21 protein-coding genes are annotated in these 21,461 nt (G+C 66.8%); 17 read left to right on the top strand and 4 right to left on the bottom strand.

From position 1 onward, the window contains the following. The first annotated feature begins 4 nt into the window (after nucleotides 1–4). From H4P35_RS17165 to H4P35_RS17130, 8 genes are all read left to right on the top strand, one after another. Nucleotides 5–1,207, top strand: coding sequence for an acyl-CoA dehydrogenase family protein (locus H4P35_RS17165; RefSeq protein ID WP_226846332.1), 1,203 nt, complete (start codon nucleotides 5–7; stop codon nucleotides 1,205–1,207). A 6-nt stretch (nucleotides 1,208–1,213) separates the two neighbouring features. Then, entirely contained in the window at nucleotides 1,214–2,233 is a 1,020-nt protein-coding gene (locus tag H4P35_RS17160; protein ID WP_226846331.1) for an acyl-CoA dehydrogenase family protein, read from the top strand. Nucleotides 2,234–2,268: 35 nt separating this feature from the next. Then, on the top strand, nucleotides 2,269–3,039 hold the full coding sequence (locus H4P35_RS17155) for a spermidine synthase (protein WP_152384932.1): 771 nt from the start codon (nucleotides 2,269–2,271) through the stop codon (nucleotides 3,037–3,039). 159 nt (nucleotides 3,040–3,198) lie between these two features. Next, nucleotides 3,199–3,951 carry a GntR family transcriptional regulator gene (locus H4P35_RS17150; RefSeq protein WP_226846330.1) on the top strand — a complete coding sequence of 251 codons (753 nt, stop codon included), beginning with the start codon at nucleotides 3,199–3,201 and terminating at the stop codon, nucleotides 3,949–3,951. Then, nucleotides 3,902–5,212: a malonyl-CoA decarboxylase domain-containing protein gene (locus tag H4P35_RS17145; protein ID WP_226846329.1), complete on the top strand. Its 1,311-nt coding sequence runs from the start codon at nucleotides 3,902–3,904 to the stop codon at nucleotides 5,210–5,212. Before H4P35_RS17150 ends, H4P35_RS17145 begins: the two co-directional genes overlap by 50 nt. 51 nt (nucleotides 5,213–5,263) lie before the next feature. After that, nucleotides 5,264–6,073, top strand: coding sequence for an enoyl-CoA hydratase/isomerase family protein (locus H4P35_RS17140; RefSeq protein ID WP_226846328.1), 810 nt, complete (start codon nucleotides 5,264–5,266; stop codon nucleotides 6,071–6,073). A gap of 4 nt (nucleotides 6,074–6,077) precedes the next feature. Continuing rightward, nucleotides 6,078–7,619, top strand: coding sequence for a malonyl-CoA synthase (locus H4P35_RS17135; protein WP_063956336.1), 1,542 nt, complete (start codon nucleotides 6,078–6,080; stop codon nucleotides 7,617–7,619). Nucleotides 7,620–7,794: 175 nt separating this feature from the next. After that, nucleotides 7,795–8,766: a tripartite tricarboxylate transporter substrate binding protein gene (locus H4P35_RS17130; protein ID WP_056323841.1), complete on the top strand. Its 972-nt coding sequence runs from the start codon at nucleotides 7,795–7,797 to the stop codon at nucleotides 8,764–8,766. Nucleotides 8,767–8,770: 4 nt separating this feature from the next. Here H4P35_RS17130 and H4P35_RS17125 read toward each other — a convergent pair whose 3' ends face one another. Then, on the bottom strand, nucleotides 8,771–9,727 hold the full coding sequence (locus H4P35_RS17125; RefSeq protein WP_056323843.1) for an aldo/keto reductase: 957 nt from the start codon (nucleotides 9,725–9,727) through the stop codon (nucleotides 8,771–8,773). Between the two features lie 280 nt (nucleotides 9,728–10,007). On the opposite strand from H4P35_RS17125, the gene H4P35_RS17120 reads away from it, so the two are divergent. The 4 genes from H4P35_RS17120 to H4P35_RS17105 all read left to right on the top strand — a co-directional run bounded on the left by H4P35_RS17120 (nucleotide 10,008) and on the right by H4P35_RS17105 (nucleotide 13,467). Then, nucleotides 10,008–10,979, top strand: a complete 972-nt coding sequence (locus H4P35_RS17120; RefSeq protein ID WP_226846327.1) for an ABC transporter substrate-binding protein — start codon at nucleotides 10,008–10,010, stop codon at nucleotides 10,977–10,979. A 322-nt stretch (nucleotides 10,980–11,301) separates the two neighbouring features. Beyond that, nucleotides 11,302–12,192 (top strand): ABC transporter permease, encoded by an 891-nt coding sequence (locus tag H4P35_RS17115; RefSeq protein ID WP_056323849.1) that lies wholly within the window; start codon nucleotides 11,302–11,304, stop codon nucleotides 12,190–12,192. Nucleotide 12,193: 1 nt separating this feature from the next. Then, entirely contained in the window at nucleotides 12,194–12,988 is a 795-nt protein-coding gene (locus tag H4P35_RS17110; RefSeq protein ID WP_226846326.1) for an ABC transporter ATP-binding protein, read from the top strand. Nucleotides 12,989–13,134: 146 nt separating this feature from the next. After that, nucleotides 13,135–13,467: a ribonuclease E inhibitor RraB gene (locus H4P35_RS17105; protein WP_226846325.1), complete on the top strand. Its 333-nt coding sequence runs from the start codon at nucleotides 13,135–13,137 to the stop codon at nucleotides 13,465–13,467. Here the strand turns inward: H4P35_RS17105 and H4P35_RS17100 are convergent. The 3 genes from H4P35_RS17100 to H4P35_RS17090 are packed head-to-tail and all read right to left on the bottom strand — an operon-like array spanning nucleotide 13,464 to nucleotide 17,874. Then, entirely contained in the window at nucleotides 13,464–14,711 is a 1,248-nt protein-coding gene (locus H4P35_RS17100) for an FAD-binding oxidoreductase (protein ID WP_226849487.1), read from the bottom strand. The genes H4P35_RS17105 and H4P35_RS17100 overlap by 4 nt on opposite strands. A gap of 8 nt (nucleotides 14,712–14,719) precedes the next feature. Then, nucleotides 14,720–16,363, bottom strand: coding sequence for an FAD/NAD(P)-binding protein (locus tag H4P35_RS17095; protein WP_226846324.1), 1,644 nt, complete (start codon nucleotides 16,361–16,363; stop codon nucleotides 14,720–14,722). Next, nucleotides 16,363–17,874, bottom strand: a complete 1,512-nt coding sequence (locus H4P35_RS17090) for a polyamine aminopropyltransferase (RefSeq protein WP_056323860.1) — start codon at nucleotides 17,872–17,874, stop codon at nucleotides 16,363–16,365. The genes H4P35_RS17095 and H4P35_RS17090 overlap by 1 nt, the downstream gene beginning before the upstream one ends. Before the next feature lie 89 nt (nucleotides 17,875–17,963). Between H4P35_RS17090 and H4P35_RS17085 the strand changes: the two genes are divergently transcribed. Genes H4P35_RS17085 through speD form a run of 5 tightly spaced genes read left to right on the top strand, consistent with a single transcriptional unit; the run spans nucleotide 17,964 to nucleotide 21,439 of the window. After that, entirely contained in the window at nucleotides 17,964–18,350 is a 387-nt protein-coding gene (locus H4P35_RS17085; protein ID WP_226849486.1) for a DUF350 domain-containing protein, read from the top strand. Nucleotides 18,351–18,389: 39 nt separating this feature from the next. Continuing rightward, nucleotides 18,390–19,445 (top strand): SPFH domain-containing protein, encoded by a 1,056-nt coding sequence (locus tag H4P35_RS17080; RefSeq protein ID WP_226846323.1) that lies wholly within the window; start codon nucleotides 18,390–18,392, stop codon nucleotides 19,443–19,445. A 6-nt stretch (nucleotides 19,446–19,451) separates the two neighbouring features. Further along, nucleotides 19,452–20,927 carry a DUF4178 domain-containing protein gene (locus H4P35_RS17075; RefSeq protein WP_226846322.1) on the top strand — a complete coding sequence of 492 codons (1,476 nt, stop codon included), beginning with the start codon at nucleotides 19,452–19,454 and terminating at the stop codon, nucleotides 20,925–20,927. Beyond that, entirely contained in the window at nucleotides 20,928–21,092 is a 165-nt protein-coding gene (locus H4P35_RS17070) for a hypothetical protein (RefSeq protein WP_172802197.1), read from the top strand. Continuing rightward, on the top strand, nucleotides 21,089–21,439 hold the full coding sequence (gene speD, locus H4P35_RS17065) for an adenosylmethionine decarboxylase (protein WP_056323874.1): 351 nt from the start codon (nucleotides 21,089–21,091) through the stop codon (nucleotides 21,437–21,439). The genes H4P35_RS17070 and speD overlap by 4 nt, the downstream gene beginning before the upstream one ends. Nucleotides 21,440–21,461: the final 22 nt, after the last annotated feature.

The following is a 21,461-nucleotide window of genomic DNA, read 5'->3' as shown; positions in this document are numbered from 1 at the left end:
CCGCATGACGAGGCTGGAAACCGCCGCGCAGGACGGCGCGGCGCAGGAAGACGAAGCGTTCCGGCGCGACCTGCGCCGCTGGCTCGACGCGGCCTACGCCGGCTTTGCGCGGTCGTGGCCCGGCGGCGCCGATCCGCGCAACCTGGACTACCGGCGCGCCTGGGAAGACACGCTGTGCGCAAATGGCTGGTCCGGGCTGGGCTGGCCGCAGGCCTACGGCGGCAAGGCGTTGCCCTTGTCGCGCCAGGCGGTCTTTCATGAAGAGCACGCCCGTTGCGGCGCGCCGCTGGGTGTGAACCTGATCGGCCACGGCATCCTGGCGCCCACCGTGCTGCATTTTGGCACCGAGGCGCAAAAGCAGCGCTTTCTGCCTGGCATCCTGACGAACCGCGAGGTGTGGTGCCAGGGCTATTCGGAGCCGGGCGCGGGGTCCGACCTGGCGGCCGTGCGCACGCGGGCGCAGGCCGAGCCGGGCGGCTTTCGCCTGAACGGCCACAAGATCTGGACGTCGTTCGCGGACCGGGCGCAGTGGTGCTTCGTGCTGGCGCGCACCGATCCCGACGCGCCCAGGCACAAGGGGTTGAGCTTCCTGCTGGTGGACATGCGCAGTGCGGGCGTGCGCGTGGAACCCATCCGGCAGATCACGGGCGAGGCCGAATTCTGCGAGGTGTTCTTCGATGACGTTTTTGTGCCGCAGGACGCGCTGCTGGGCGAATTGAACCAGGGCTGGCGAATCGCCATGGCCGCCGCCAGCTTCGAGCGCGGCACGTATTTCATTCCTCGGCTCGTGCGCTTTGCGCAAGAGCTGCGGCAGGTGCGCGAGCTGGCCTTGCAGCCCGACGCTCACGGGCGCACGCCTGCCTCGTCTGCGCCGGTGCGCCACCGCTGGGCGCGGCTGGCCGCCGACAGCCATGTGCTGGCGCTCAAGTCACAGCGCGCGCTGGCGGGCGCGATGCGCGGCGATCCCCCTGGACCGGAAGGGTCGTCCACCAAGATCCACTGGAGCGAGGCGCACCAGCGTCTGCTCGAGCTGTCCCTCCAACTGCTGGGCGAAGACGCCAGCCTGGGCGTGGACGCCGCCGATGCGCGCGCCGCGCAACTGACGCACGCTTATCTGTGGTCGCGCGCCGAAACCATTCTGGCCGGCACGTCCGAGATCCAGCGCAACATCATTGCCGAGCAGATGCTCGGCCTGCCCAAGGCCTGACGCCTCATGAATCTGCATCTCAGTGAAGACCAGCGCATGCTGCGCGATGCCGCGCAACGTTTCCTGTCGCAGCGCCATCCCGTGGCCGTGGCGCGCGCCGCAATCGGACAGGACGCGGCGGCGCGCCATGCCCTGTGGCGCGACCTGGCGGAGCAGGGCTGGCCGGCCTTGCTTGCGCCCGATACCCACGGCGGGCTGGGGCTGGGCATGCGCGAGGCCTGGATCGTGGCCGAGGAGGCGGGCCGTCATCTGCTGAGCCTGCCGCTCGTGGCCAACATGGCGTTGCTGCCGACGCTATGCCACGCACGGGGCGTGCCCGCCGGGTGGACCGGCGGCATGATGGCGGGTGACACCTGGTATGCCGACGCGGCCCTGCGTCCCGACGGGTCGGCCTTCATCGAAGGCGCGTGCGACGACGTGCGCGCACTGGCCGTGCGTAAGACGGGCGCGGCGTCATTGCGCCTGATGCTGCTGTCGCCCGTGCGCGGCGTGGGCGGCCTGGATCCCACGATGCCCGTCGCGGTCGCGGCCACCCCGCAGGTCGTGGCCAGCGCGGATATCGAAACCGATCCCGGCACGTGGGAGGTTCTGCGCACGCGCCTGCGCGTGCTGCGCGCGGCCGAAATGCTGGGCGCGGCGTCGGCCGCGCTGGATGTCGCCGCGGCATATGCCCGCGAACGCCAGCAGTTCGGCCGCGCCATCGGCGCCAATCAGGCAATCAAGCATCGTCTGGCCGAGGACTGGATGGCGTTGGACGACGCGCGGCTTGCGGGGTGGGCAGCCGCGGCCGCGTTGGATACCGGCGCGGATTCCGCGTCGCGCGATTGCCTGTTCGCGCCGCTGCTGGCCGGACAGGCCAGCCGGCGCGTCGCGCAGAACGCCATCCAGGTCCACGGCGCGCTGGGGGTCACGTGGGAATGCGATGCGCATCTTTACCTAAAGCGCGTGTTGCGGCTGGATGCCAGCCTGGAGGCCGAGGTGCCGGGCCCCGATCTGCTGGAACGCATCTGGGAAGCGGCGGCGTAGCCGAAGAGGCTGGCCGCGGGCCTACAATCGCGCCCATGCACAAATCCAACTTTCCCTCCGAACTCGACCAGCCGACGCTTTCCGAAGTGGACGGCGTGCGCTATCTGCACTTCAACACCGAATGGGTGCAGGGCGCGATGCACATCAAGAATCCGTCTGCGCTGGTGCTGGAGTACACCGCGCAGATGATGGCCTGGCTGCTGTTCCTGGAGCCACCGAAGGAAGAGGCCATCGGCATGCTGGGCCTGGGCGCAGGCTCGCTGGCGCGCTTTTGCGCCAAGCACACGCGCAGCCCGCTGCTGGCCGTCGAATGGAACCCGCGCGTGACCGCCGCGTGCCACATGTTCTTCCGCCTGCCGGGCGCCAACCGACTGCAGGTCGAACACACCGACGCCGGCGCCTGGGTGGCCGACCCGCTGAACGCCGGGCGCTGCCCCGTGCTGATGGTGGACCTGTACGACGCCGCCGCCGAAGGGCCGGTGCGCGACAGCGTGAAGTTCTACCGCGACTGCCGCCGCGTGCTGGGCGAGGTCGGCATCCTGGCCGTGAACCTGTTCGGCCGGCACGAAAGCTTTGGCAAGAACATCGACAACCTGTCCAAGGCGTTCGATGACCGCATCGTGCTGTTGCCCGAAGTCGAGGCCGGCAATCAGATCGTGTTGGCCTTCTCCGGCCCAAGCCTGGCGATCACGCCCGCTGACTTGCTGGCCCGCGCCGAGGTGGTGGAAGGCAAGTACGGGCTACCCGCTCGCCGCTGGGCGCGCTCGCTGACGCGGCATGCGGTGGACGGCGTTTTGCATTTCTGATCCTAGTCTCAGCCGCTCTCCTGTCCCCCTTTCATGCACGCCACTTCGTCTTGTTAGGGAAGGTCCCGAGTCTCCCGGGGGTTTACCTTTTTCCCACCCCGGGTCTATCATCGGCTTATTCATAATTATGAATTACGGCGTTTTCCGCGCCGCCTGCCCATGAATCAGCCCATCGTCCGGCAAGCCTTGTACCTGGAAGTCGCGGACCGCCTGCGCGGCATGATCCACGCGCGGTCGCTGCGCAACGGAGAGTGGATCGACGAATTGCGGTTGGCCGGCGAAATGGGCATTTCGCGCACGCCGCTCCGCGAGGCGCTGAAAGTGCTGGCCACAGAAGGGCTGGTGCGGCTGGAGCCGCGCCGCGGCTGCTTCGTGAACGAGCTGTCGGCGCAGGACCTGGAAGACATCTTCCCGCTGATGGCCATGCTGGAAGGGCGCTGCGCCTTCGAGGCCGCGCGCAAGGCCACCGATGCGCAACTGGCCGAGCTGGAGCCGCTGCACGCCGCGCTGGCCGGTCATGCCAAGGCCGGCCGCATCGACGCCTACTACAAGACCAATTACCTCATTCACGAAGCCGTTCAGGCACTGGCCGGCAACCAATGGCTGTCCGACATGGTCGGCAACCTGCGCAAGGTCCTGAGCCTGTCGCGCCATCGCAGCCTGTCCCGGCCCGGCCGCATCGACCAGTCCTGCGCCGAACACCTGGCCATTTTCGAGGCCCTGAAGGCCCACGATTCCGACGCCGCGCAGGCGCTGGCGCACACCCATTTGATGCGTCAGCTTGAAGCGCTGCGCGTTCTCAGCAACGAAGACGCCGCCGATGCGGCGCCGTCCGATCCCATCGTCATCGAGGAGCCCGCCCATGTCCGCACCCGCCAATCTCGCGCCCGCGCGCGGCGCACGCACGCCTGAGCCCGAGGCCGATGTCGTCGACGCCGCGGCTGAAAGCGCCAGCCTGATCACCCGGCTGGGCCGGCTGTGGGATCGCGGCCGCCTGCCCAGCGAGTCGGAAGTCCGCCGCCTGTTCGAGGCGCGTCTGACCGACGTCGCCGCCAACAAGCTGGCGCGCCGCTGGTGCGAGCAGTACTCGGCGGCCGACGGCAAGGACCGCCGCCTGATGCTGGCCGCGCTGGCGCAGATCCGCGCCACCTATGCGGGCGAGGGCGGCGAAGGCGTGCGGCTCTTCAAGCGATTCAACGCCCAGCCGCAGGGCCTGCGCTTTCTGGTCGAATTGCGCGCCGACATGCTGCGCTGGCGCAAGCAGGTGGCGGGCATCCAGTCGCTGGATAAGGAACTGGAAGGCCTCTTGTCGGCCTGGTTCGACGTGGGTCTGTTGGAGCTGCGCCCGCTGACCTGGGATTCGCCGGCATCGCTGCTGGAAAAGCTGATCCTTTACGAGGCCGTCCACGAGATCAAGTCCTGGGACGACCTGCGCCACCGCGTCGCGCCCGATCGCCGCTGTTACGCCTATTTCCACCCGCAGATGCCGGGCGTGCCGTTGATCTTCGTGGAAGTGGCGTTTGCCAGCCAGATGGCCGACAACGTGCAGGTGCTGCTGGACAGCACGCTGCCGCCGCAAGACCTGGACAAGGCGCGCTGGGCGATCTTCTATTCGATTTCGAACACGCAGCCCGGCCTGAAGGGCATCAGTTTCGGCAACTTCCTGCTCAAGCGGGTGGTCGAGCAACTGCTGGAAGAACTGCCCAAGCTGAAGGCCTTTGCCACGCTGTCGCCCATCCCGGGCTTCACCGACTGGCTGGGCAAGCAGGACGCCCAGGCGGTCGAGGCCATCGTGCGCGAAGACAAGACCCGCGCCAAGGACCGCAACCGCGAGGGCGTGCCGGACGGTCAGCGTTGGGTCGCGCGGCTGGCCAAGGCCGCGCAGGGCAAGGCGCCCGACGTCGTCAAGCGCGCCGGATTCCGGCTGGCGGCGTGCTATCTGCAATCCATGAAGAACGGCCTGCCGGTAGACCCGGTGGCGCGTTTTCACCTAGGCAACGGCGCGCGCATCGAGCGGTTGAACTGGGCGGCGGATACGTCACCCAAGGGGCTGAAGCAATCGTGCGCCATGATGGTCAATTACCTGTATGACCTGGACGAACTGGACACCAACCTTCAGCGCCTGAACGACGGCAAGCCCCAGATCAGCCGCGGCGTGGGGCGCGTGGCCTGACCGCCGGAAACACGGCGGCGGATTCCATCAACAACAACGAGGGCAGGGGACATGACGGAGAACGTGGCTGGCCATGGCCAAGGCCAAGACCGTGTGCGGCTTGAGCGCGAAGGGCATCTGGCCTGGGTGACGCTGTCGCATCCGGGACGCCTGAATGCGATCACGGTCGGCATGTGGCGCGAACTGCGCGAGGTCTTCACGCGCATCGCGCAGGACGATGCCGTGCGCTGCGTGATCCTGCGCGGCGAGGGCGGCAATTTTGCGGCCGGCGCCGACATCCGCGAGTTTCCTGCCGAGCGCGCCGATCTGGCCGGGGTGCAGCGCTATCACCGCGAGATCCTGGCCCCCGCCTTGCAGGCCGTGGCGCAATGCCCGCAACCCGTGATCGCCCAGATCGAAGGCGTGTGCGTGGGCGGCGGTCTGGAAATCGCCTGCCAATGCGACCTGCGCATCGCCGGCGCATCGGCCCGCTTCGGCGTGCCGATCAACCGCTTGGGCTTTCCGATGGCCCCGGACGAAATGCGCGGCCTGCTGGCATTGGCCGGCCGGGCGGCGACGCTGGCCATCCTGCTGGAAGGCCGTGTGTTCGGCGCCGACGAGGCGCGCGGCCTGGGCCTGTTGACCCGCATCGTCGACGACGGCGAGGTCGCGGCAGCGGCCCGTCGCAGCGCCGACCGCATCGCCCAGGGCGCGCCGCTGGCCGCCCGCATCAATAAGCGCTTGTCCGCCAGGCTCGCCACGGGCGCGGCCTTGACCGAGGACGAGTACCAGGATTATTTCTCCTATGCCGAAAGCCGGGACCACAGAGAAGGCGTGCGTGCCTTCCTGGCCGGCGAAGACCCTTCCTTTTCCGGAGACTAGACAGGTGAGCAACGCCAACCTATACGCTGTCCTGCAAGGCGGCTTTCCCAAAGACCGCAGCAAAGTCGCGCTGGAAACGCCCGACCTCCAATACACCTGGGACGACATCGAACGCGCGACCGCGTGCCTGGCGAACCTGCTGCAATCGCTGAACCTGCCCGACGGCGCGCGTGTGGCCGTGCAGGTCGAGAAGTCGCCCGAGGCGCTGCTGTTGTACCTGGCCACGCTGCGCGCGGGCCTGGTGTACCTGCCGCTGAACACCGCCTACCGCGAATCCGAAATCGAATACTTCCTGGGCAACGCCGAGCCGTCCGTCGTCGTGTGCGCCAGCAAGAACCTGGACTGGGTCAAGCGCGCCGCCGACAAGGCCGGCTGCCCGCACGTCTTCACGCTGGACGAGGACCGCACCGGCACGCTGCTGGAGGCCGCCGGCAGCCTGCCGCAGACCTTCAAGACGGTTCAACGCAAGCCGGACGATCTTGCCGCGATCCTCTACACCTCGGGCACCACGGGCCGCAGCAAGGGCGCGATGCTCTCGCACGGCAACCTGGCGGCCAATGCGCGCACCCTGCATGAATACTGGGGGTGGCGCGAGGACGACGTGCTGCTGCACATGCTGCCGATCTTCCATGTGCACGGCTTGTTTGTGGCCTCGCATGGCGCGCTGCTGGCGGGCGCCCGGATGATCTGGCTGCCCAAGCTGGACGCCGACCAGGCGCTGCACTACCTGCCGCAAAGCACCGTGATGATGGGCGTACCCACGTACTACGTGCGCCTGTTGGCCGATCCGCGGTTCAACCGCGATGTGTGCGCCAACATGCGCCTCTTTATCTCGGGCTCGGCGCCGCTGCTGGCCGAGACGTTCTCGGACTTCAAGGAGCGCAGCGGCCATCCCATTCTTGAACGCTACGGCATGAGCGAGACCGTCATGCTGACGTCCAATCCCTACGACGCCGCGCTGGGCGAGCGTCTGGCCGGCACCGTCGGGCGCGCCTTGCCCGGCGTGCAGGTCCGCGTGGTCGACGATGCCGGCAAGCCGCTCGCGGCGGGCGAGATCGGCAACGTGCAGGTGCGTGGCCCCAATGTGTTCTCGGGCTACTGGCGCATGCCCGAAAAGACCCGCGAGGAATTTACGGAAGACGGCTGGTTCAAGACGGGCGACGTGGGCCGTTGGGGCGGCGAGTCCGCCGGCCGCGCCGCGCCCGACGATTACCTGTCGATCGTCGGCCGCAGCAAGGACCTCATCATCTCGGGCGGCTACAACGTATACCCCAAGGAGATCGAGACGCTGATCGACGACATGCCGGGCGTGTCGGAATCCGCGGTGATCGGCGTGCCGCATCCGGACTTCGGCGAGGCCGTGGTGGCGGTGGTGGTGCCCAAGGACGGCGCGTCGCTGGACGCCTCGGCGATGCAGGCGGAATTGAAGTCGCGCATTGCCAACTTCAAGGTGCCCAAGCGCGTGCATATCATTGACCAGCTGCCCCGCAACACCATGGGCAAGGTGCAGAAGAACGTGCTGCGCGACACCTACAAGGCGCTATAACCCCACATCGTGCCGGTCCCCCGCGGGGCCGGCATTTTTTTACCGCATCCAAGGAGACGCATCCCCATCCAATATTCCGAGAAGACCTGCCCTCAGCATTCAGAAGAAAAAGATATTCCAGCGACGAGACGCCAAAAAACAGGCGCCGTCCCCCGATGCAGCAAGAGGAGACAAAATGAACTATCGCACCACCGCCGCGGCCGTGTTCGCCGTGGCAGCCCTGGGTTTTGGCGGCGTTGCCGCCGCGCAATGGCCCGAACGCCCCATCACGCTGATCGTTCCGTTCCCCGCCGGTGGCGGCACGGACACGTTCGCCCGTCCGCTGGCCGCGCAGCTCACGACGCAGCTCGGCCAGACGGTGGTCATCGACAACAAGGGCGGCGCGGGTGGCACCGTGGGCGCCGGCGTTGCCGCCAAGGCCAAGCCCGACGGCTACACGTTCTTCATGGGCGGGGCGCACCATGCGCTGGCGCCGTCCCTGTACAAGAGCCTGAGCTACAACATCCAGAAGGACTTCGTGCCGGTCGCCTTGGTGGCGCAGCCGCCGCAGGTCGTCGTCATCAATGCCGGCAAGCTGCCGGTCAAGACCTTGCAGGAGTTCATCGACTACGCCAAGAAGCGGCCGGGCGAAATCAACTTCGGCACCGCGGGCAAGGGCAGCACGCACCACCTGGCCGGCGAGCTGTTCGCCATGCAGACCGGGGTCAAGCTGGTGGACGTGCCGTACCAGGGGGCGGGCCCGATGCTGTCGGCGCTGATCGGCGGGCAGGTGGATCTGGCCTTCGACGGACTGGGTTCGTCCGCCGGACACATCCGCGCCGGCGCGATCAAGCCGCTGGCCGTGGCCGCCACGGAGCGTTCACCGTCGCTGCCTGACGTGCCGACTGCCGCCGAGGCCGGCGTGCCGAACTACGTCGTGTCGACCTGGTACGCGATCTGGGCGCCCGCCGGCACACCCAAGGAGGCCACGGAAAGGATGGCCGCCGAGATCACCAAGGCGCTGAACACGCCCAAGCTGAAGGAAACCTGGGCGGGCAACGGCACCGGCGTGCCCACGCTGACCGGCGCCGAGTTCGGCAAGTTCGTCGACAGCGAAGTCCAGCGCTGGGCCAAGGTCGTCAAGGACTCCGGCGTTACGCTGGACTAGCGCCTTACCGCCAATCGCTGGCCTGGCTGAGCCGGGCCAGCTGGTCGTGCGTCAGCGTCAGGCTGGCGGCCTTGACCAGTTCGTCCAGCTGGGCGAGCGAGGTGGCGCTGACAATGGGCGCGGTGATGCCCGGCTGCGCGATCTGCCAGGCCAGCGCGGCCTGCGCGGGCGTGCAGCCGGCGTCCTCGGACACCTCGTCCAGCGCCTTCAGGATGCGGTAGCCGCGGTCGTTCAGGTAGGTCTCGACGATCTTCTTGCCGCGCGCGCTCTTGCCTGCATCGCCGGGGCTGCGGTACTTGCCGCTAAGAAAGCCGCTGGCCAGCGCAAAATAGTTGATCGTGCCCATCTGCTGGGTCTTCACCAGGCTTTGCAGCCCGGATTCGAAGGGCTCGCGCGTGTACAGGTTGTATTCGGGCTGGATGCTTTCATAGCGCGGCAGGCTGTGCCGCTCGCTGGCGATCAGCGCTTCGGACAGCCGCACGGCCGTGTAGTTGGACGCGCCGATCGCGCGCACCTTGCCGGCTTCGATCTGCTTGGCGTATTCGCCCAGGGTGTCGGTCAGCGGCGTGTCCGGGTCGTCCTGGTGGGATTGGTACAGGTCCACGTAGTCGGTCTGCAGGCGCGCCAGCGACGCCTCCAGCGAGCGCCGGATATAGGCGGGCGACAGCCCCTTCTGGCCAGGCCCCATTTCCATGCCGACCTTGGTGGCGATCAGGACCTGATCGCGCTTGCCCGTTCGCTTGAGCCACTTGCCGATCAGAGTTTCGGATTCACCGCCCTGGTTGCCCGGCACCCAGCGCGAATACATATCCGCCGTGTCGATGAAGTTCAGGCCGGCGTCCAGCAACGCGTCCAGCAGCGAAAAGGTGCCGGCCTCGTCGACGGTCCAGCCGAAGACGTTGCCGCCGAATGTGAGCGGGGGAACCTGCAGGCCGGATCGGCCCAATGCGCGTTTGATCATGGCTGGCCTCGGGATGCCGTCGCCGGGCGCGCGGAACGGGATGAACGGCGTTCGCCCGGCGGTGGTCAGTATATTCACGCCGCTGCCCCGTGGCGGGGCATGCCGTTATGCATGCACCATTACAGGGATTCCCCCCAACTCCATTTGGTGGGCGGCACGTTAGACTATACGGCTTTATGGCTGGCCGAACGGGTGGCAAACCCGGGTGGCAAATCCCGCGGCGGCCATGAAGACACCGGCAACTTCAACAAGCAATACCACGGGTTCAAGGAGCAAACATATGCTGATCGGAAAACACCATTTTCTGACGGTTGGCGCGATGGCGCTGGCAATGGCTATCGCCGCGCCGGCCGTCGCGCAGCAAAAGTCCGTCGCGGTGACCGCCATCGTCGAGCATCCGGCGCTGGACGCCGTGCGTGACGGGGTGCAGGACGCCCTCAAGCAAGCCGGCTACGAGCCGGGCAAGAACCTGAAGTGGCAGTATCAAAGCGCTCAGGGCAACAACGGCACCGCCGCCCAGATCGCCCGCAAGTTCGTCGGCGACCGCCCGGACGCCATCGTCGCGATCGCCACGCCGTCGGCGCAGGCTGTCGTTGCCGCCACCAAGGACGTGCCGGTGGTGTATTCCGCCGTGACCGATCCGGTCGCCGCGCAACTCGTGTCCAGCATGGACGCCTCGGGCACCAACGTGACCGGCGTGTCGGATCTGCTGGCCCTGGACAAGCAAGTCGAACTCATCAAGAAGATCCTGCCCAACGCCAAGCGCGTGGGCATCGTCTACAACCCGGGCGAGGCCAACTCGGTCGTGGTCGTCAAGAAGCTCCAGGAAATCCTGCCCAAGTCCGGCATGAGCCTGGTCGAAGCCGCCGCTCCGCGCTCGGTGGACGTGGCTTCGGCGGCCCGCAGCCTGATCGGCAAGGTCGACGTCATCTACACCAACACCGACAACAACGTCGTGTCGGCGTATGAGTCGCTGGTCAAGGTGGGCAACGACGCCAAGATCCCGCTGATCGCGTCGGACACCGACAGCGTCAAGCGCGGCGGCATTGCCGCCCTGGGCATCAACTACCGCGATCTGGGCGTGCAGACCGGCAAGATCGTCGTGCGCATCCTGAAGGGCGAGAAGCCCGGCGCGATTCCGTCTGAAACCAGCTCCAAGCTTGAGCTCTACGTGAATCCGGGCGCGGCCGCCAAGCAGGGCGTGACCCTGTCCGACGCGCTGATCAAGTCGGCCGCGGTGGTCGTGAAATAATACGGCGCGATATCGGCCCCGCCATGCCTATCCGGCGTGCGCGGGGTTTTTCTTGCGTTTTTCGTGGTGTCTGGCTTACCCGATGTTCCATAGGGCGGCAGCGTTCACAAGACGTTCGCGGCCCGGCGTTGTTGCTTCCTTGACAGGTCTCGCACGTCTGCTGGCGCCGCCGGCGGGAAGACACGTGGGCGGGAAACGAGAGAAAATCCATGCCGGGAAACGTTTATTGCGAAAGCTCGGGTAAAACTGACCCGTGAACGCAAGAAATCGCGCGTTTCACTTCTTTAATATGCTCGTTTCTTATCTTGATTGGATCTGACCCATGTCATTGTTCTCGTTGTTAGGCGCACTGGAGATCGGGCTGATCTTCAGCCTGGTGGCCTTGGGCGTGTTCATCTCCTTTCGCCTGCTGCGCTTCCCCGACCTGACCGTGGACGGCAGCTTTCCGCTGGGCGGCGCAGTCTGTGCGACGCTGATCGCATCGGGCACCGATCCGTTTTCCGCGACCATCATCGCCACCATCGCGGGCGCGGCGGCCGGGCTGGTCACGGGCTGGCTGAACGTCAAGCTCAAGATCATGGATCTCTTGGCCAGCATCCTGATGATGATCGCCCTGTATTCGATCAACCTGCGCATCATGGGCAAGCCCAACGTGCCGCTGATCACCGAACCCACCGTCTTCACGATTCTGCAGCCGGCGTGGATTTCCGACTACGTCGCGCGCCCGTTGATCCTGATCGTGATCGTCATCCTGTGCAAGCTGGCGCTGGACTGGTTCTTTGCCACGCAGACCGGCCTGGCGGTGCGCGCCACTGGCTCCAACGGCCGCATGGCCCGCGCGCAGGGCGTGAACACCGGCCGCATGATCCTGGGCGGCATGGCGCTGTCCAACGCGCTGGTCGCGCTGGCGGGCGCGCTGTTTGCGCAGACGCAGGGCGGATCGGACATCTCGATGGGCATCGGCACCATCGTTATCGGCCTGGCCGCGGTCATCGTCGGCGAAAGCATCCTGCCGTCGCGCAAACTGGTGCTGGCCACGCTGGCCGTCATCATCGGCGCCATCGTCTACCGCTTCTTCATCGCCCTGGCGCTCAATAGCGATTTCATCGGCCTGAAGGCGCAGGACCTGAACCTCGTTACCGCGGTGCTCGTCACGATCGCCCTGGTCATCCCCATGCTCAAGCGCCGCCTGGTCGGCAAGAAGGGGCGCTGATATGTTGTCCGCAAAAGACCTGAAAATCACCTTCAACGCGGGGACGCCCATCGAGACCCGCGCGCTGCGCGGCCTGACGCTGGAAATCCCGTCGGGCCAGTTCGTGACCGTGATCGGTTCCAACGGCGCGGGCAAGTCCACGTTCCTGAACGCCGTGTCGGGCGACCTGCCAGTCGATTCCGGCCGCATCGATATCAATGGCGTGGACGTGACGCGCCAGCCCGTGTGGGCGCGCGCCGGCAGCGTGGCCCGCGTGTTCCAGGACCCCATGGCGGGCACCTGCGAAGACCTGACCATCGAGGAAAACATGGCGCTGGCGCAGATGCGCGGCGCATCGCGTGGCTACAGCCGCGCCGTGAAGGCCTCGATGAAAACCGGCTTTCGCGAGCGTCTGGCCACACTGGGGCTGGGCCTGGAAAACCGCCTGACCGACCGCATCGGCCTGTTGTCCGGCGGCCAGCGTCAGGCGGTCAGCCTGTTGATGGCGGCGCTGCAACCGTCGCGCATCCTGCTGCTGGACGAGCACACCGCCGCGCTCGACCCGCGCACCGCGGACTTCGTGCTGCAACTGACGGCGCGCATCGTGGCCGAAAACAAGCTCACCACCATGATGGTCACGCACAGCATGCGCCAGGCGCTGGACGTCGGCGACCGCACGGTCATGCTGCACCAGGGCCAGGTGGTGCTGGACGTGTCCGGCGACGAACGCCGCGGCATGGACGTGCCGGACCTGCTTGCCATGTTCGAGCGGGTGCGGGGCGAGAAGCTGTCGGACGACGCGCTGTTGCTGGGCTGATGTCGAAGAAAACGCGGTCTGCAAGGACCGCGTTTTTTTTCGCCCCGAATTTCTGCCCGGACTTTTTCCCGGACTGTTGCCCAGCACAGGGCCAGACCTCTGCTACCATCGCCGCCTCTTGAAAAACGATAAGCAGAGCAGCAGCGATGGAAGTCAGCCAGGCGTCGATTGACGGCATGTACAGCAAGATGGCGCAGAACGGTTGGGATACGTTCGGCCGCTTGAAATGGAGCTATTGCTTCATGGCCTCGCAGGAACACGCGCTGGAACTGATCTTCCGCAAGATCGCCGACAGCAAGTACCAATTGGAAAGCCTCGAACAGGCCGACGACGAAGACGGCGGCTGGACGATGTGCGTGAGCATGGTCGAGATCCTGCCCGCGGACAAGCTCTTCCGGCGCTGCGACGCCTTCAATGACCTGGCCGACGAGTACGGCGCGCTGTTTGACGGCTGGGACGTGGAACAGGTGGCGCGCTAGATGAAGCGGCCGGGCCGGAAGGCCGTATGGCGCGCGTCGGCGCTGCCATCCACCATCTGATCGGCCAGAATCTTTGCCGTGCCCGGCGCGGTGCTGAACCCGATGTGCTGGTGTCCCAGTGCCAGCCACAGGCCGGGATGACGCGGCGCCTCGCCGATCATCGGGCGGCTGTCTGGCAGGGTGGGGCGGCGGCCCAGCCAGGCGGCCGCATCCAGCCGGTCGCCCAACGGGAAGGCCTCGCGCGCGCGCTGTTCGGCCAGCGCAAGCTGATCCGGCCGCGCGGGCGCGTCGCAGGCGTCCAGCTCCACGCCCGTGGACAGGCGCAGCCCGCGCGCCATCGGCGACAGCACGTAGCCGCCGCCCGTGTCGTACACGGGTCGCGTCACGCGCGCGCCGTCGCGGCCGCTGTAGTGCATGTGATAGCCGCGTTCAAACGCCATCGGCAGGTCGATGCCGGTGGTCTTCAAGAGCGCCTTGGACCACGGACCCAGCGCCACCACGAGCCGGCCGGCCGACAGGGATTCGGACGCCGTCGCCCCGTTCACGATCCACGACGCGCCGTCGCGACGGATGCCGCGGGCGTCCAGCCGGCGGAATTGGCCGCCTTCGCGCCGGTAGAGATCGGCGTAGGCGGCCACGACCTCGTGCGGATCGTCCACCGAATACGATCCCTGGATCCACAACGCGCGGTGAAAGATCGGCGACAGCGCGGGCTCGGCTTCGGCCAGTGCCGCGGGGTCCAGTTCCTGCGTGGGCACGTCATACTGCGCGAACGTGCGGCGCGCCAGCGCGCCGGCCTGCCACGCCTGCGCCGAGCGGTACAGGAAGATCCATCCGGTGTCGCGTAACCGATGGCGCGCGCCGCTTTGGTCCAGCAGCTTCAGGTGCTCGGGCGCGGATAGCCGGATCAGGCCGTCCAGCGCCCGCGCGGTTTCCTGGAAGACGGCCGGCCGCGCGCTCATCAGAAAGCGCGCCGCCCAGCCCAGGTTCGCCGCCAGATACGGCCAGCGGTAGCGGAACTGGACGGTGTCGTTCTTCAAGAGCCGCGGCAATTGCCCCCATAGCCCCGGATGATTGAAGGGCATCAAGGAGCTGCGGGCCAGCACGCCGGCGTTGCCCAGCGACGTTTCCATGCCCGGTTCCTGGCGGTCGACGAGCAGGACCGTCATGCCGCGACGGCGCAGTTCCAGCGCGCAGCAGACGCCGACGATGCCCGCGCCCAGCACGATGACGTGATTGCCCATGTCGATTTTCATCCTTGTTCGTGGTGGCCCAGGATACGCCCTGCCGCCTTGACGCCCCACCATGAGGCCTCTTCGAAGACCGAATACCCTGACAGGTCGGCGTGCGCGAACAGCACCGGTCCGTCCACCGCACGCAGGGCAGCCAGGCCCGGATTGGACAGGTAGCCGCAGACCGGCGAGGCCATCGCGTGGCCGCGCACCGTGATCTCAAGCTGGCGGGCGTTGCGCCAGAATTCCTTGCCGTACGCCGCAACCAGATCCGCCGCGGCGATGTCGCGCAGATCCTGCGGGCTGGCGCGCGTGAGCCAGTCGCGCGCCGCTTGCGGCGTCTGGCCGCTTAGCGCGTGATATGCCGTGAATACACTGCGCGGCGTGCGCGCCACGCGCAGCAGCTGGTGGGTGGACACGACGTAACCCAGCGCCTGGCCTTCGTAGACGACGTTGTCCCACGACAGGGGCTCGCCGGGGGCTTCGAGCGGGTAGCCGTCCATGACGAAGTTCGACACCATCCAGGCCGCGTGCGGCGCGGTGTGCACGGCCGGGTCGTAGCCGTACGCCTGCAGGTCGGGCAGCAGGCGCTGCGCGACGAAAAGCGGCATGGCGCACACCGTGCGGCGCGTCTGCACGGCATAGGCGCTGGCGGCGCCGTCCGGCGAGTCCTTCACGCACAGGACGCGCGGGCCGGCGGGCAGTTCGTCGATGCGCATCGCCGTGCCTTGCAGCAGCCAGCCGGGGTGGCCGAGCTGCTTGGTGATGGCGTCCCGCATGCGGTCGGCCAGCACGGCCAGCCCGCCGGGCCACGTCAGCACGGCGCCTTCGCCGGCGTTGGCGGCATGGCCGTCGCGGCTGGCAAAGTAGTGCAGGCCGGCCCACGCCGACACCTCGTCGTGCCGCGCGCCGTAGTCGTCGCGGCAGCAGTAGTTCAGGTACCAGTGCAGCGCGGGCGAGGTATAGCCCTCTTGCGTCAACCACGCCTTGAACGTCAGGCCATCCAGCGCGCGCCAGGCCGGATCGCGCGAGGACAGTTCCAGCGGGATGCAGAACACCTTGCGGCCGTCGTTGCCAACCTGCGTGCGCAGTTGATCGATCAGCGCCAGAAAGCGCCGGTGCTGCGCGGCGTCGGCATCCGGCACGCCCGTCATGGGCAGCAGGCCTTCTTCCCAGCGCCCGTTGCGCAGCAGTCTTTCCTGCGGCGAATGCACGAGAACGGCTTCGTCATAGTAGGGACGCGCGTCGCCCACGCCGCGTTCGATGATGCCGAAGTCGGCCAGCATCTCGCGCACGTGGGTCGACGCCAGCGAGGGCAACGGCAGGTAATGCGCGCCCGTCGGGTAGTCCAGGCTGTCGCGCTGGCCTGCCGCGGCATTGCCCGCAAATTCGGGGCCCTGCACCACAACGAAATCGGTGAAGCCCTCGCGCGCCAGCTTCCAGGCGCAGGACAGGCCGGCGACGCCAGCGCCCAGAATGGCGACCTGGTGCTGCCGGGTGCCCGACGGATGCGGCAGGGCCGCCTTGTCGCGCAACGCGTGGCCGGCCTGCATGCCCGGGTAGTGCACGTCGGGTGTCGTCTCGACGACGTGCGATCGCCAGTAGCCGACCGAGCCTGCGGCGGCGGCCGTGGCAGCGCCCAGGAGGAAGCTGCGCCGGCGCATCAGCGGATGACCTTGCGCCAGTCCTCGTCGAAATACCGCACGAGCGATTGTTCGTTCAGGCGGTTCGGCGGCATGGCCAGCGCCGGCATGTCGGCGGGAAAATGAAAGAGCTCGCGCACGGTGACGGGGTCCAGGTAGCGCGTGGCCACCGTGATCTTCTCGGGCGGCGCGTAGTCGCGGCGCTTGCTGGCCAGGATGAAGCCCCAGTCGCCGAACGACGGCACGTAGGTGTGATACGGCCAGGTGTTCAGGCCGGCTTCCTTGAGCGTCGCGTCCACGCTCCAGAACGAGCGCGGGGCAAAGTAGGGCGAGGTGGACTGCACGACCATGTAGCCGTTTTCGGCCAGGTGCCGCGCCATCAGGTGGTAGACCGGCACGGAATACAGCCGGCCCAGGCCGAAGTTGGACGGATCGGGAAAGTCCACCACGATGAAGTCGTACACCTGCGCGTGGGATTCCAGCCAGCGGCCGGCGTCGTCATTGATGACGGTGACGCGCGGGTCCTTGAGCGAACCTTCGTTCAGCTTGACCAGCGGCTCGGAACGCGAAAACAGGTTCGTCATGGCCGGGTCCAGGTCCACCAGCGTGACGTGCTCGACGTGTTTGTACTTGAGGATCTCGCGCACGGCCAGGCCGTCGCCGCCGCCTAGCACCAGCACGTTGCGCGCCCAGGGCAGCGCCTGCAGGCCCGGATGCACCAGCGATTCGTGATAGCGGTGTTCGTCGCGCGACGAGAACTGCAGGTTGCCGTTGATGTACAGGCGCAGGTCGTCGTGCCAGCGCGTCACCGCCAGGCGCTGGTACTGCGTGGTCTCCGCATGGATCACGTCGTCGCCGTACAGGCCTTTTTCGGCCCAGGCGGTCATGCTGCCGGAGTAGACGAACCCCAGCCCCAGGATGCCGATCACCACGCCCGCGCGCACGGCCTTCTCGCCGGGCCGGCTGACTTCGGCACGGAACAGCCACGTGGTCCAGAGCGCCACGCTGGCGTTCAGGATGCCAAAGAGAAAGCTGGTGCGCAGCAACCCCAGCTTGGGCGCGAGCAGCAACGGAAACACCAGCGACACCGCCAGCGCGCCCAGGTAGTCAAAGGTCAAAACGCGGCTGACGATTTCACGGAATTCCGCCTTGCGCTGGTTAAACACGCGCATCACGAGCGGGATTTCCATGCCCACCATCAACCCGATGATGAAGACGCCCACATACAGGGCCGCGCGAAAGGGCGCGGACAGCCATGCGAACACCAGGAACAGCACCGCGGCCGAGACGCCGCCCAGCAGCGCCACCAGCAGCTCGACGTCGATGAAGCGATTCAGAACGTCTTCGTCTCTTACATATTTTGACAACCACGAACCGATGCCCATGGCGAAGAGATAGCAGCCGATCACCGACGAGAACTGGAGGATCGAATCCCCAAGCAAATAGCTGGCGAGCGCGCTGCTGATGAGCTCGTAGCCCAAGCCGCAGGACGCGACGATCAGTACCGAAAGAATGAGAACGCGGTCGCGCATAGGGTGTCCGAGCCAAAAAATGCGTTCGCAGTATATCGAACGCGACGTATATACTGCGCGCAATTGGGAGGCTGGCAATGGGAGAAGCAATGCATCCGGCGGTGACCTATCTGATCTACATCGTTTCAGCGCTCATCATGCTGGGCGTTTTCACGGCGGTCTACACCGCCGTCACGCACTACAAGGAATTCGACCTCATCCGCGAGGGCAACATTGCCGCCGCCCTGTCCTATGGCGGCGCGCTGGTCGGTTTCAGCCTGACCCTGTGTTCCAGCATCGCGGTCCATGCCAGCTTCGTCATGTTCGTGGTGTGGGGCGTGGCGGCGATGATCGTGCAGATCGTCGTGTACGCCGTCGTATCCAAAGCCATAAAGGGCATGACCGACGCCATCGCGGAAAACAACATCGCCATGGGCGGCCTGATCGGCTCGATCTCGCTGGCGGCCGGCATCGTCAACGCCGCCTGCCTGACCTGAGCGCGGCGCGCAATCCCCGATCTGACAGGAGGACTTTCCATGAGTCTCGGTTCATTCATTCGCAAGCAGTTCATCGACATCCTGCAATGGAACGAGGATCGCGACGGCGTGCTCGCCTGGCGCCATCCGATGCAGGATTTCGAAATCCAGTATGGCGCCAGCCTGACCGTGCGGGAATCGCAGATGGCGGTGTTCGTCAACGAAGGCAAGGTGGCCGACGTATTCGGCCCCGGCATGTACAAGCTGACGACGCAGACGCTGCCGATCCTGACCTACCTGAAGAACTGGGACAAGCTGTTCGAATCGCCCTTCAAGTCGGACGTCATCTTCTTCAGCACGCGGCTGCAACTGGGCCGGCGCTGGGGCACGGCCCAGCCGGTGACGCTGCGCGACAGCGAGTTCGGCATGGTGCGCCTGCGCGCGTTCGGCGTGTATTCGTACCAGATCTCCGATCCCGGCAAGTTCTATCGCGAAATCAGCGGCACGCGCGACGTGTACACGGTGGACGACCTGGAGGCGCAGTTGCGCAACATGGTCGTGGCCGCCATGACGACTGCCCTGGGCAGTTCCAAGGTGCCGTTCCTGGATATCGCCGGCAACCAGGGGCTGATGTCGCAGAGCATCGCCGAGCAGCTGGCGCCCGTGTTCGACCGCTATGGCGTCAAGCTGGACAACTTCACGGTCGAGAACGTGTCGCTGCCCGAAGAACTGCAAAAGGCGCTGGACACCCGGATCTCGATGGGCATGGCTGGCGACCTGGGCAAATTCACGCAGTACCAGACCGCGACGTCGATCCCGCTGGCGGCCCAGAACGAGGGCGGTATCGCGGGCATCGGCGCGGGCCTGGCTGCGGGCGCGGCGCTTGGCCAGACGATGGCGCAGGGCCTGGGCGCGGCGCAAGGCCAGCCGCAGCAGACTACGCAGCAACCCCCGCAGCAACCCGCCCCGCAGCAGGCGCAGCAGCCGGCCCAACCCGCGCAGGCCGATCCGGTCCAGCGCCTGCAGCAATTGAAAGACCTGCTGGACAAGGGCCTCATCACGGCGGCGGATTACGATTCGGCCAAGGCCGAAGTGCTGAAGAAACTCACCAGTTAAGGCGCCATGCAGCAGGTTCTGTGTCCGCAGTGCGGCGCCCCAGTCAAGTTCACGTCCGCAGCCTCCGTCATGGCGGTCTGCGGCGCCTGCCGCAGCACCTTGCTCAAGGATGCCGAGTCGGTCAAGCGCATCGGCGAGGCGGCGGAGGTCCTGGAGGACTATTCGCCGCTGTGCCTGGGCGCGGCGGGCGCGCACGACGGCAAGCGCTTTGACGTCATCGGCCGCATCCAGATGCGCATTGACGAGGGCTTCTGGAACGAGTGGTACCTGTGGTTCGAGGACGGCACGGACGGCTGGCTGTCGGACGCGTCCGGCCAGTACGCCGTCACGCGGCGGCGCAAGGCCAAGACCGCACAGGAAATGCCGGCGTTCGACAGCATTTCGCCCGGCGACGAATTCAAGCTGGACGGCCAGCGCTTCGTGGCGGCGGACGTGCGCGTGAGCCAGGCCGGCGGCGCCCAGGGCGAGCTGCCCTTCGTGCCGGGTGACGGCTGGCAGGCCAAGGTGGCCGACTACCGGAGCCTGGACGCCTTTCTCACGCTCGACTATTCCGACGGTCCGCAGCCCGAGCTCTACATCGGCAAAGCGTTCGACCTGTCCGCCATGCAGGCGGGCTCGCTGCGCACCGCAGAGCAGGTCGAGGAAACGGCGGGGCGCTTTCGCGGCCAGATCAAGGCGCTGGACTGCCCCAACTGCGGCGCGCCGATCTCGTTTGTGGCTGCCATGGCCACGAATGTGGTTTGCCCGTCATGCGCGGCGGCCGTCGATTGTTCCGGTCCCACCGCCGAGGTCATCGAAAAGGCGCGGCGCGTCGAGAAAATCCGCGCCACGCTCCCGCTGGGATCGGTCGCCAAGATGGAAGGCGTGGACTACACGCTGATCGGCCTTATGAAATGCGCCGATCCCGACCCCGAAGAGCCGTCCAGCTGGACCGAGTACCTGCTGTTCAACGCCGCCAAGGGGTTTGTGTGGCTGGTGGAGTCGGACGAAGGCTGGGAACGCGTGCAGGTCTGCGACACCTGGCCCAGCCATAACAACGCCTCCAGCGTGCGCTGGCGCAACCGCGAATACAAAAAGCTGTACGACTACACCTCGCGCGTGGAAATGGCGCTGGGCGCCTTCAATTGGCGCGTGAAGGTGGGCGACAGCACGCAAATCACCGATTACAAGGTCGGCACGCTGAAGCTGACCCGAGAACTGGGCGACAAGGAACTGGGCTGGTCGGCGTCGGCGCCGGTGTCGCCGGCGCAGCTGGCGCAGTGGTTCGACCGGCCGGAACTCAACCGCCAGAAGGCCATGCGCATGTCGTCCGGCAAGGCCGCCGGCGGCTACCGCAAGTGGGCCAAGGGCGCGCTGATCGCGATGCTGTTCCTGAACTTCGGCAACATCTTCGACGGCCGCTTCATTCCAGTGCTGATCGGGATGGTGTTTCTCTGGCTTCCGGCCCTCCTGGCCGACACGCTGATGGGCGAGGACGAATAGATGAAAGGCAAGTTGTTGTATGCCATCTACGCGGTGGTGGTCGTGCTGGCCACCACCAGCGCCAGTGCGCCGGGCACGCGCCTGGCCGGCGGCAGCAGTAGCAGCAGCTGGGGCAGCAGCTATTCGGGCGGATCGGGCTGGTCATCGGGCGGATCCCACAAGTGACCGTCCACGCAACACCCGGCCGCCACGTGCTGGCCGACTTTCGCGGCGTGGCGCCCAGTCTGCTGACCGACGCGCAGGCGCTGCAACGCCAGATGACCGCCGCAGCCCACGCGGCCGGCGCGCAGGTGCTGAGCGCGCATTTCCATCATTTCGGGGAAGGGGCGGGGGTCACCGGCGTTATCCTGCTCAGCGAATCCCACATCAGCATCCATTCCTGGCCCGAGCATCGCTTCGCGGCCCTGGACATTTTCATGTGCGGGGCCGCCCGGCCCGAAGACGCGCTCGATTTCCTGCGCGCCGCCCTGGCGCCCGAATCCGTCGACGTCACGACGGTTGCCCGCGGCTAGAAGGCAGCCCGTCAGGCTGGCC

Origin of the sequence: Achromobacter sp. 77, assembly GCF_020541125.1 — a bacterium.
GTDB classification, from domain to species: Bacteria; Pseudomonadota; Gammaproteobacteria; order Burkholderiales; family Burkholderiaceae_B; genus Achromobacter; species Achromobacter mucicolens.
This window is presented reverse-complemented; position numbering and strand designations above follow the sequence as displayed.

What these genes read in the sequence shown, in the direction of transcription:
- H4P35_RS17150 (WP_226846330.1), top strand. Translation starts at nt 3,199, where the DNA reads ATGAATCAGCCCATCGTCCGGCAAGCCTTGTACCTGGAAGTCGCGGAC.
- H4P35_RS17145 (WP_226846329.1), top strand. Translation starts at nt 3,902, where the DNA reads ATGTCCGCACCCGCCAATCTCGCGCCCGCGCGCGGCGCACGCACGCCT.
- H4P35_RS17105 (WP_226846325.1), top strand. Translation starts at nt 13,135, where the DNA reads ATGGAAGTCAGCCAGGCGTCGATTGACGGCATGTACAGCAAGATGGCG.
- H4P35_RS17090 (WP_056323860.1), bottom strand. Translation starts at nt 17,874, where the DNA reads ATGCGCGACCGCGTTCTCATTCTTTCGGTACTGATCGTCGCGTCCTGC.
- H4P35_RS17155 (WP_152384932.1), top strand. Translation starts at nt 2,269, where the DNA reads ATGCACAAATCCAACTTTCCCTCCGAACTCGACCAGCCGACGCTTTCC.
- H4P35_RS17095 (WP_226846324.1), bottom strand. Translation starts at nt 16,363, where the DNA reads ATGCGCCGGCGCAGCTTCCTCCTGGGCGCTGCCACGGCCGCCGCCGCA.
- H4P35_RS17140 (WP_226846328.1), top strand. Translation starts at nt 5,264, where the DNA reads ATGACGGAGAACGTGGCTGGCCATGGCCAAGGCCAAGACCGTGTGCGG.
- H4P35_RS17165 (WP_226846332.1), top strand. Translation starts at nt 5, where the DNA reads ATGACGAGGCTGGAAACCGCCGCGCAGGACGGCGCGGCGCAGGAAGAC.
- H4P35_RS17125 (WP_056323843.1), bottom strand. Translation starts at nt 9,727, where the DNA reads ATGATCAAACGCGCATTGGGCCGATCCGGCCTGCAGGTTCCCCCGCTC.
- H4P35_RS17070 (WP_172802197.1), top strand. Translation starts at nt 20,928, where the DNA reads ATGAAAGGCAAGTTGTTGTATGCCATCTACGCGGTGGTGGTCGTGCTG.
- H4P35_RS17115 (WP_056323849.1), top strand. Translation starts at nt 11,302, where the DNA reads ATGTCATTGTTCTCGTTGTTAGGCGCACTGGAGATCGGGCTGATCTTC.
- H4P35_RS17120 (WP_226846327.1), top strand. Translation starts at nt 10,008, where the DNA reads ATGCTGATCGGAAAACACCATTTTCTGACGGTTGGCGCGATGGCGCTG.
- H4P35_RS17100 (WP_226849487.1), bottom strand. Translation starts at nt 14,711, where the DNA reads ATGGGCAATCACGTCATCGTGCTGGGCGCGGGCATCGTCGGCGTCTGC.
- H4P35_RS17160 (WP_226846331.1), top strand. Translation starts at nt 1,214, where the DNA reads ATGAATCTGCATCTCAGTGAAGACCAGCGCATGCTGCGCGATGCCGCG.
- H4P35_RS17110 (WP_226846326.1), top strand. Translation starts at nt 12,194, where the DNA reads ATGTTGTCCGCAAAAGACCTGAAAATCACCTTCAACGCGGGGACGCCC.
- H4P35_RS17085 (WP_226849486.1), top strand. Translation starts at nt 17,964, where the DNA reads ATGCATCCGGCGGTGACCTATCTGATCTACATCGTTTCAGCGCTCATC.
- H4P35_RS17130 (WP_056323841.1), top strand. Translation starts at nt 7,795, where the DNA reads ATGAACTATCGCACCACCGCCGCGGCCGTGTTCGCCGTGGCAGCCCTG.
- H4P35_RS17080 (WP_226846323.1), top strand. Translation starts at nt 18,390, where the DNA reads ATGAGTCTCGGTTCATTCATTCGCAAGCAGTTCATCGACATCCTGCAA.
- H4P35_RS17075 (WP_226846322.1), top strand. Translation starts at nt 19,452, where the DNA reads ATGCAGCAGGTTCTGTGTCCGCAGTGCGGCGCCCCAGTCAAGTTCACG.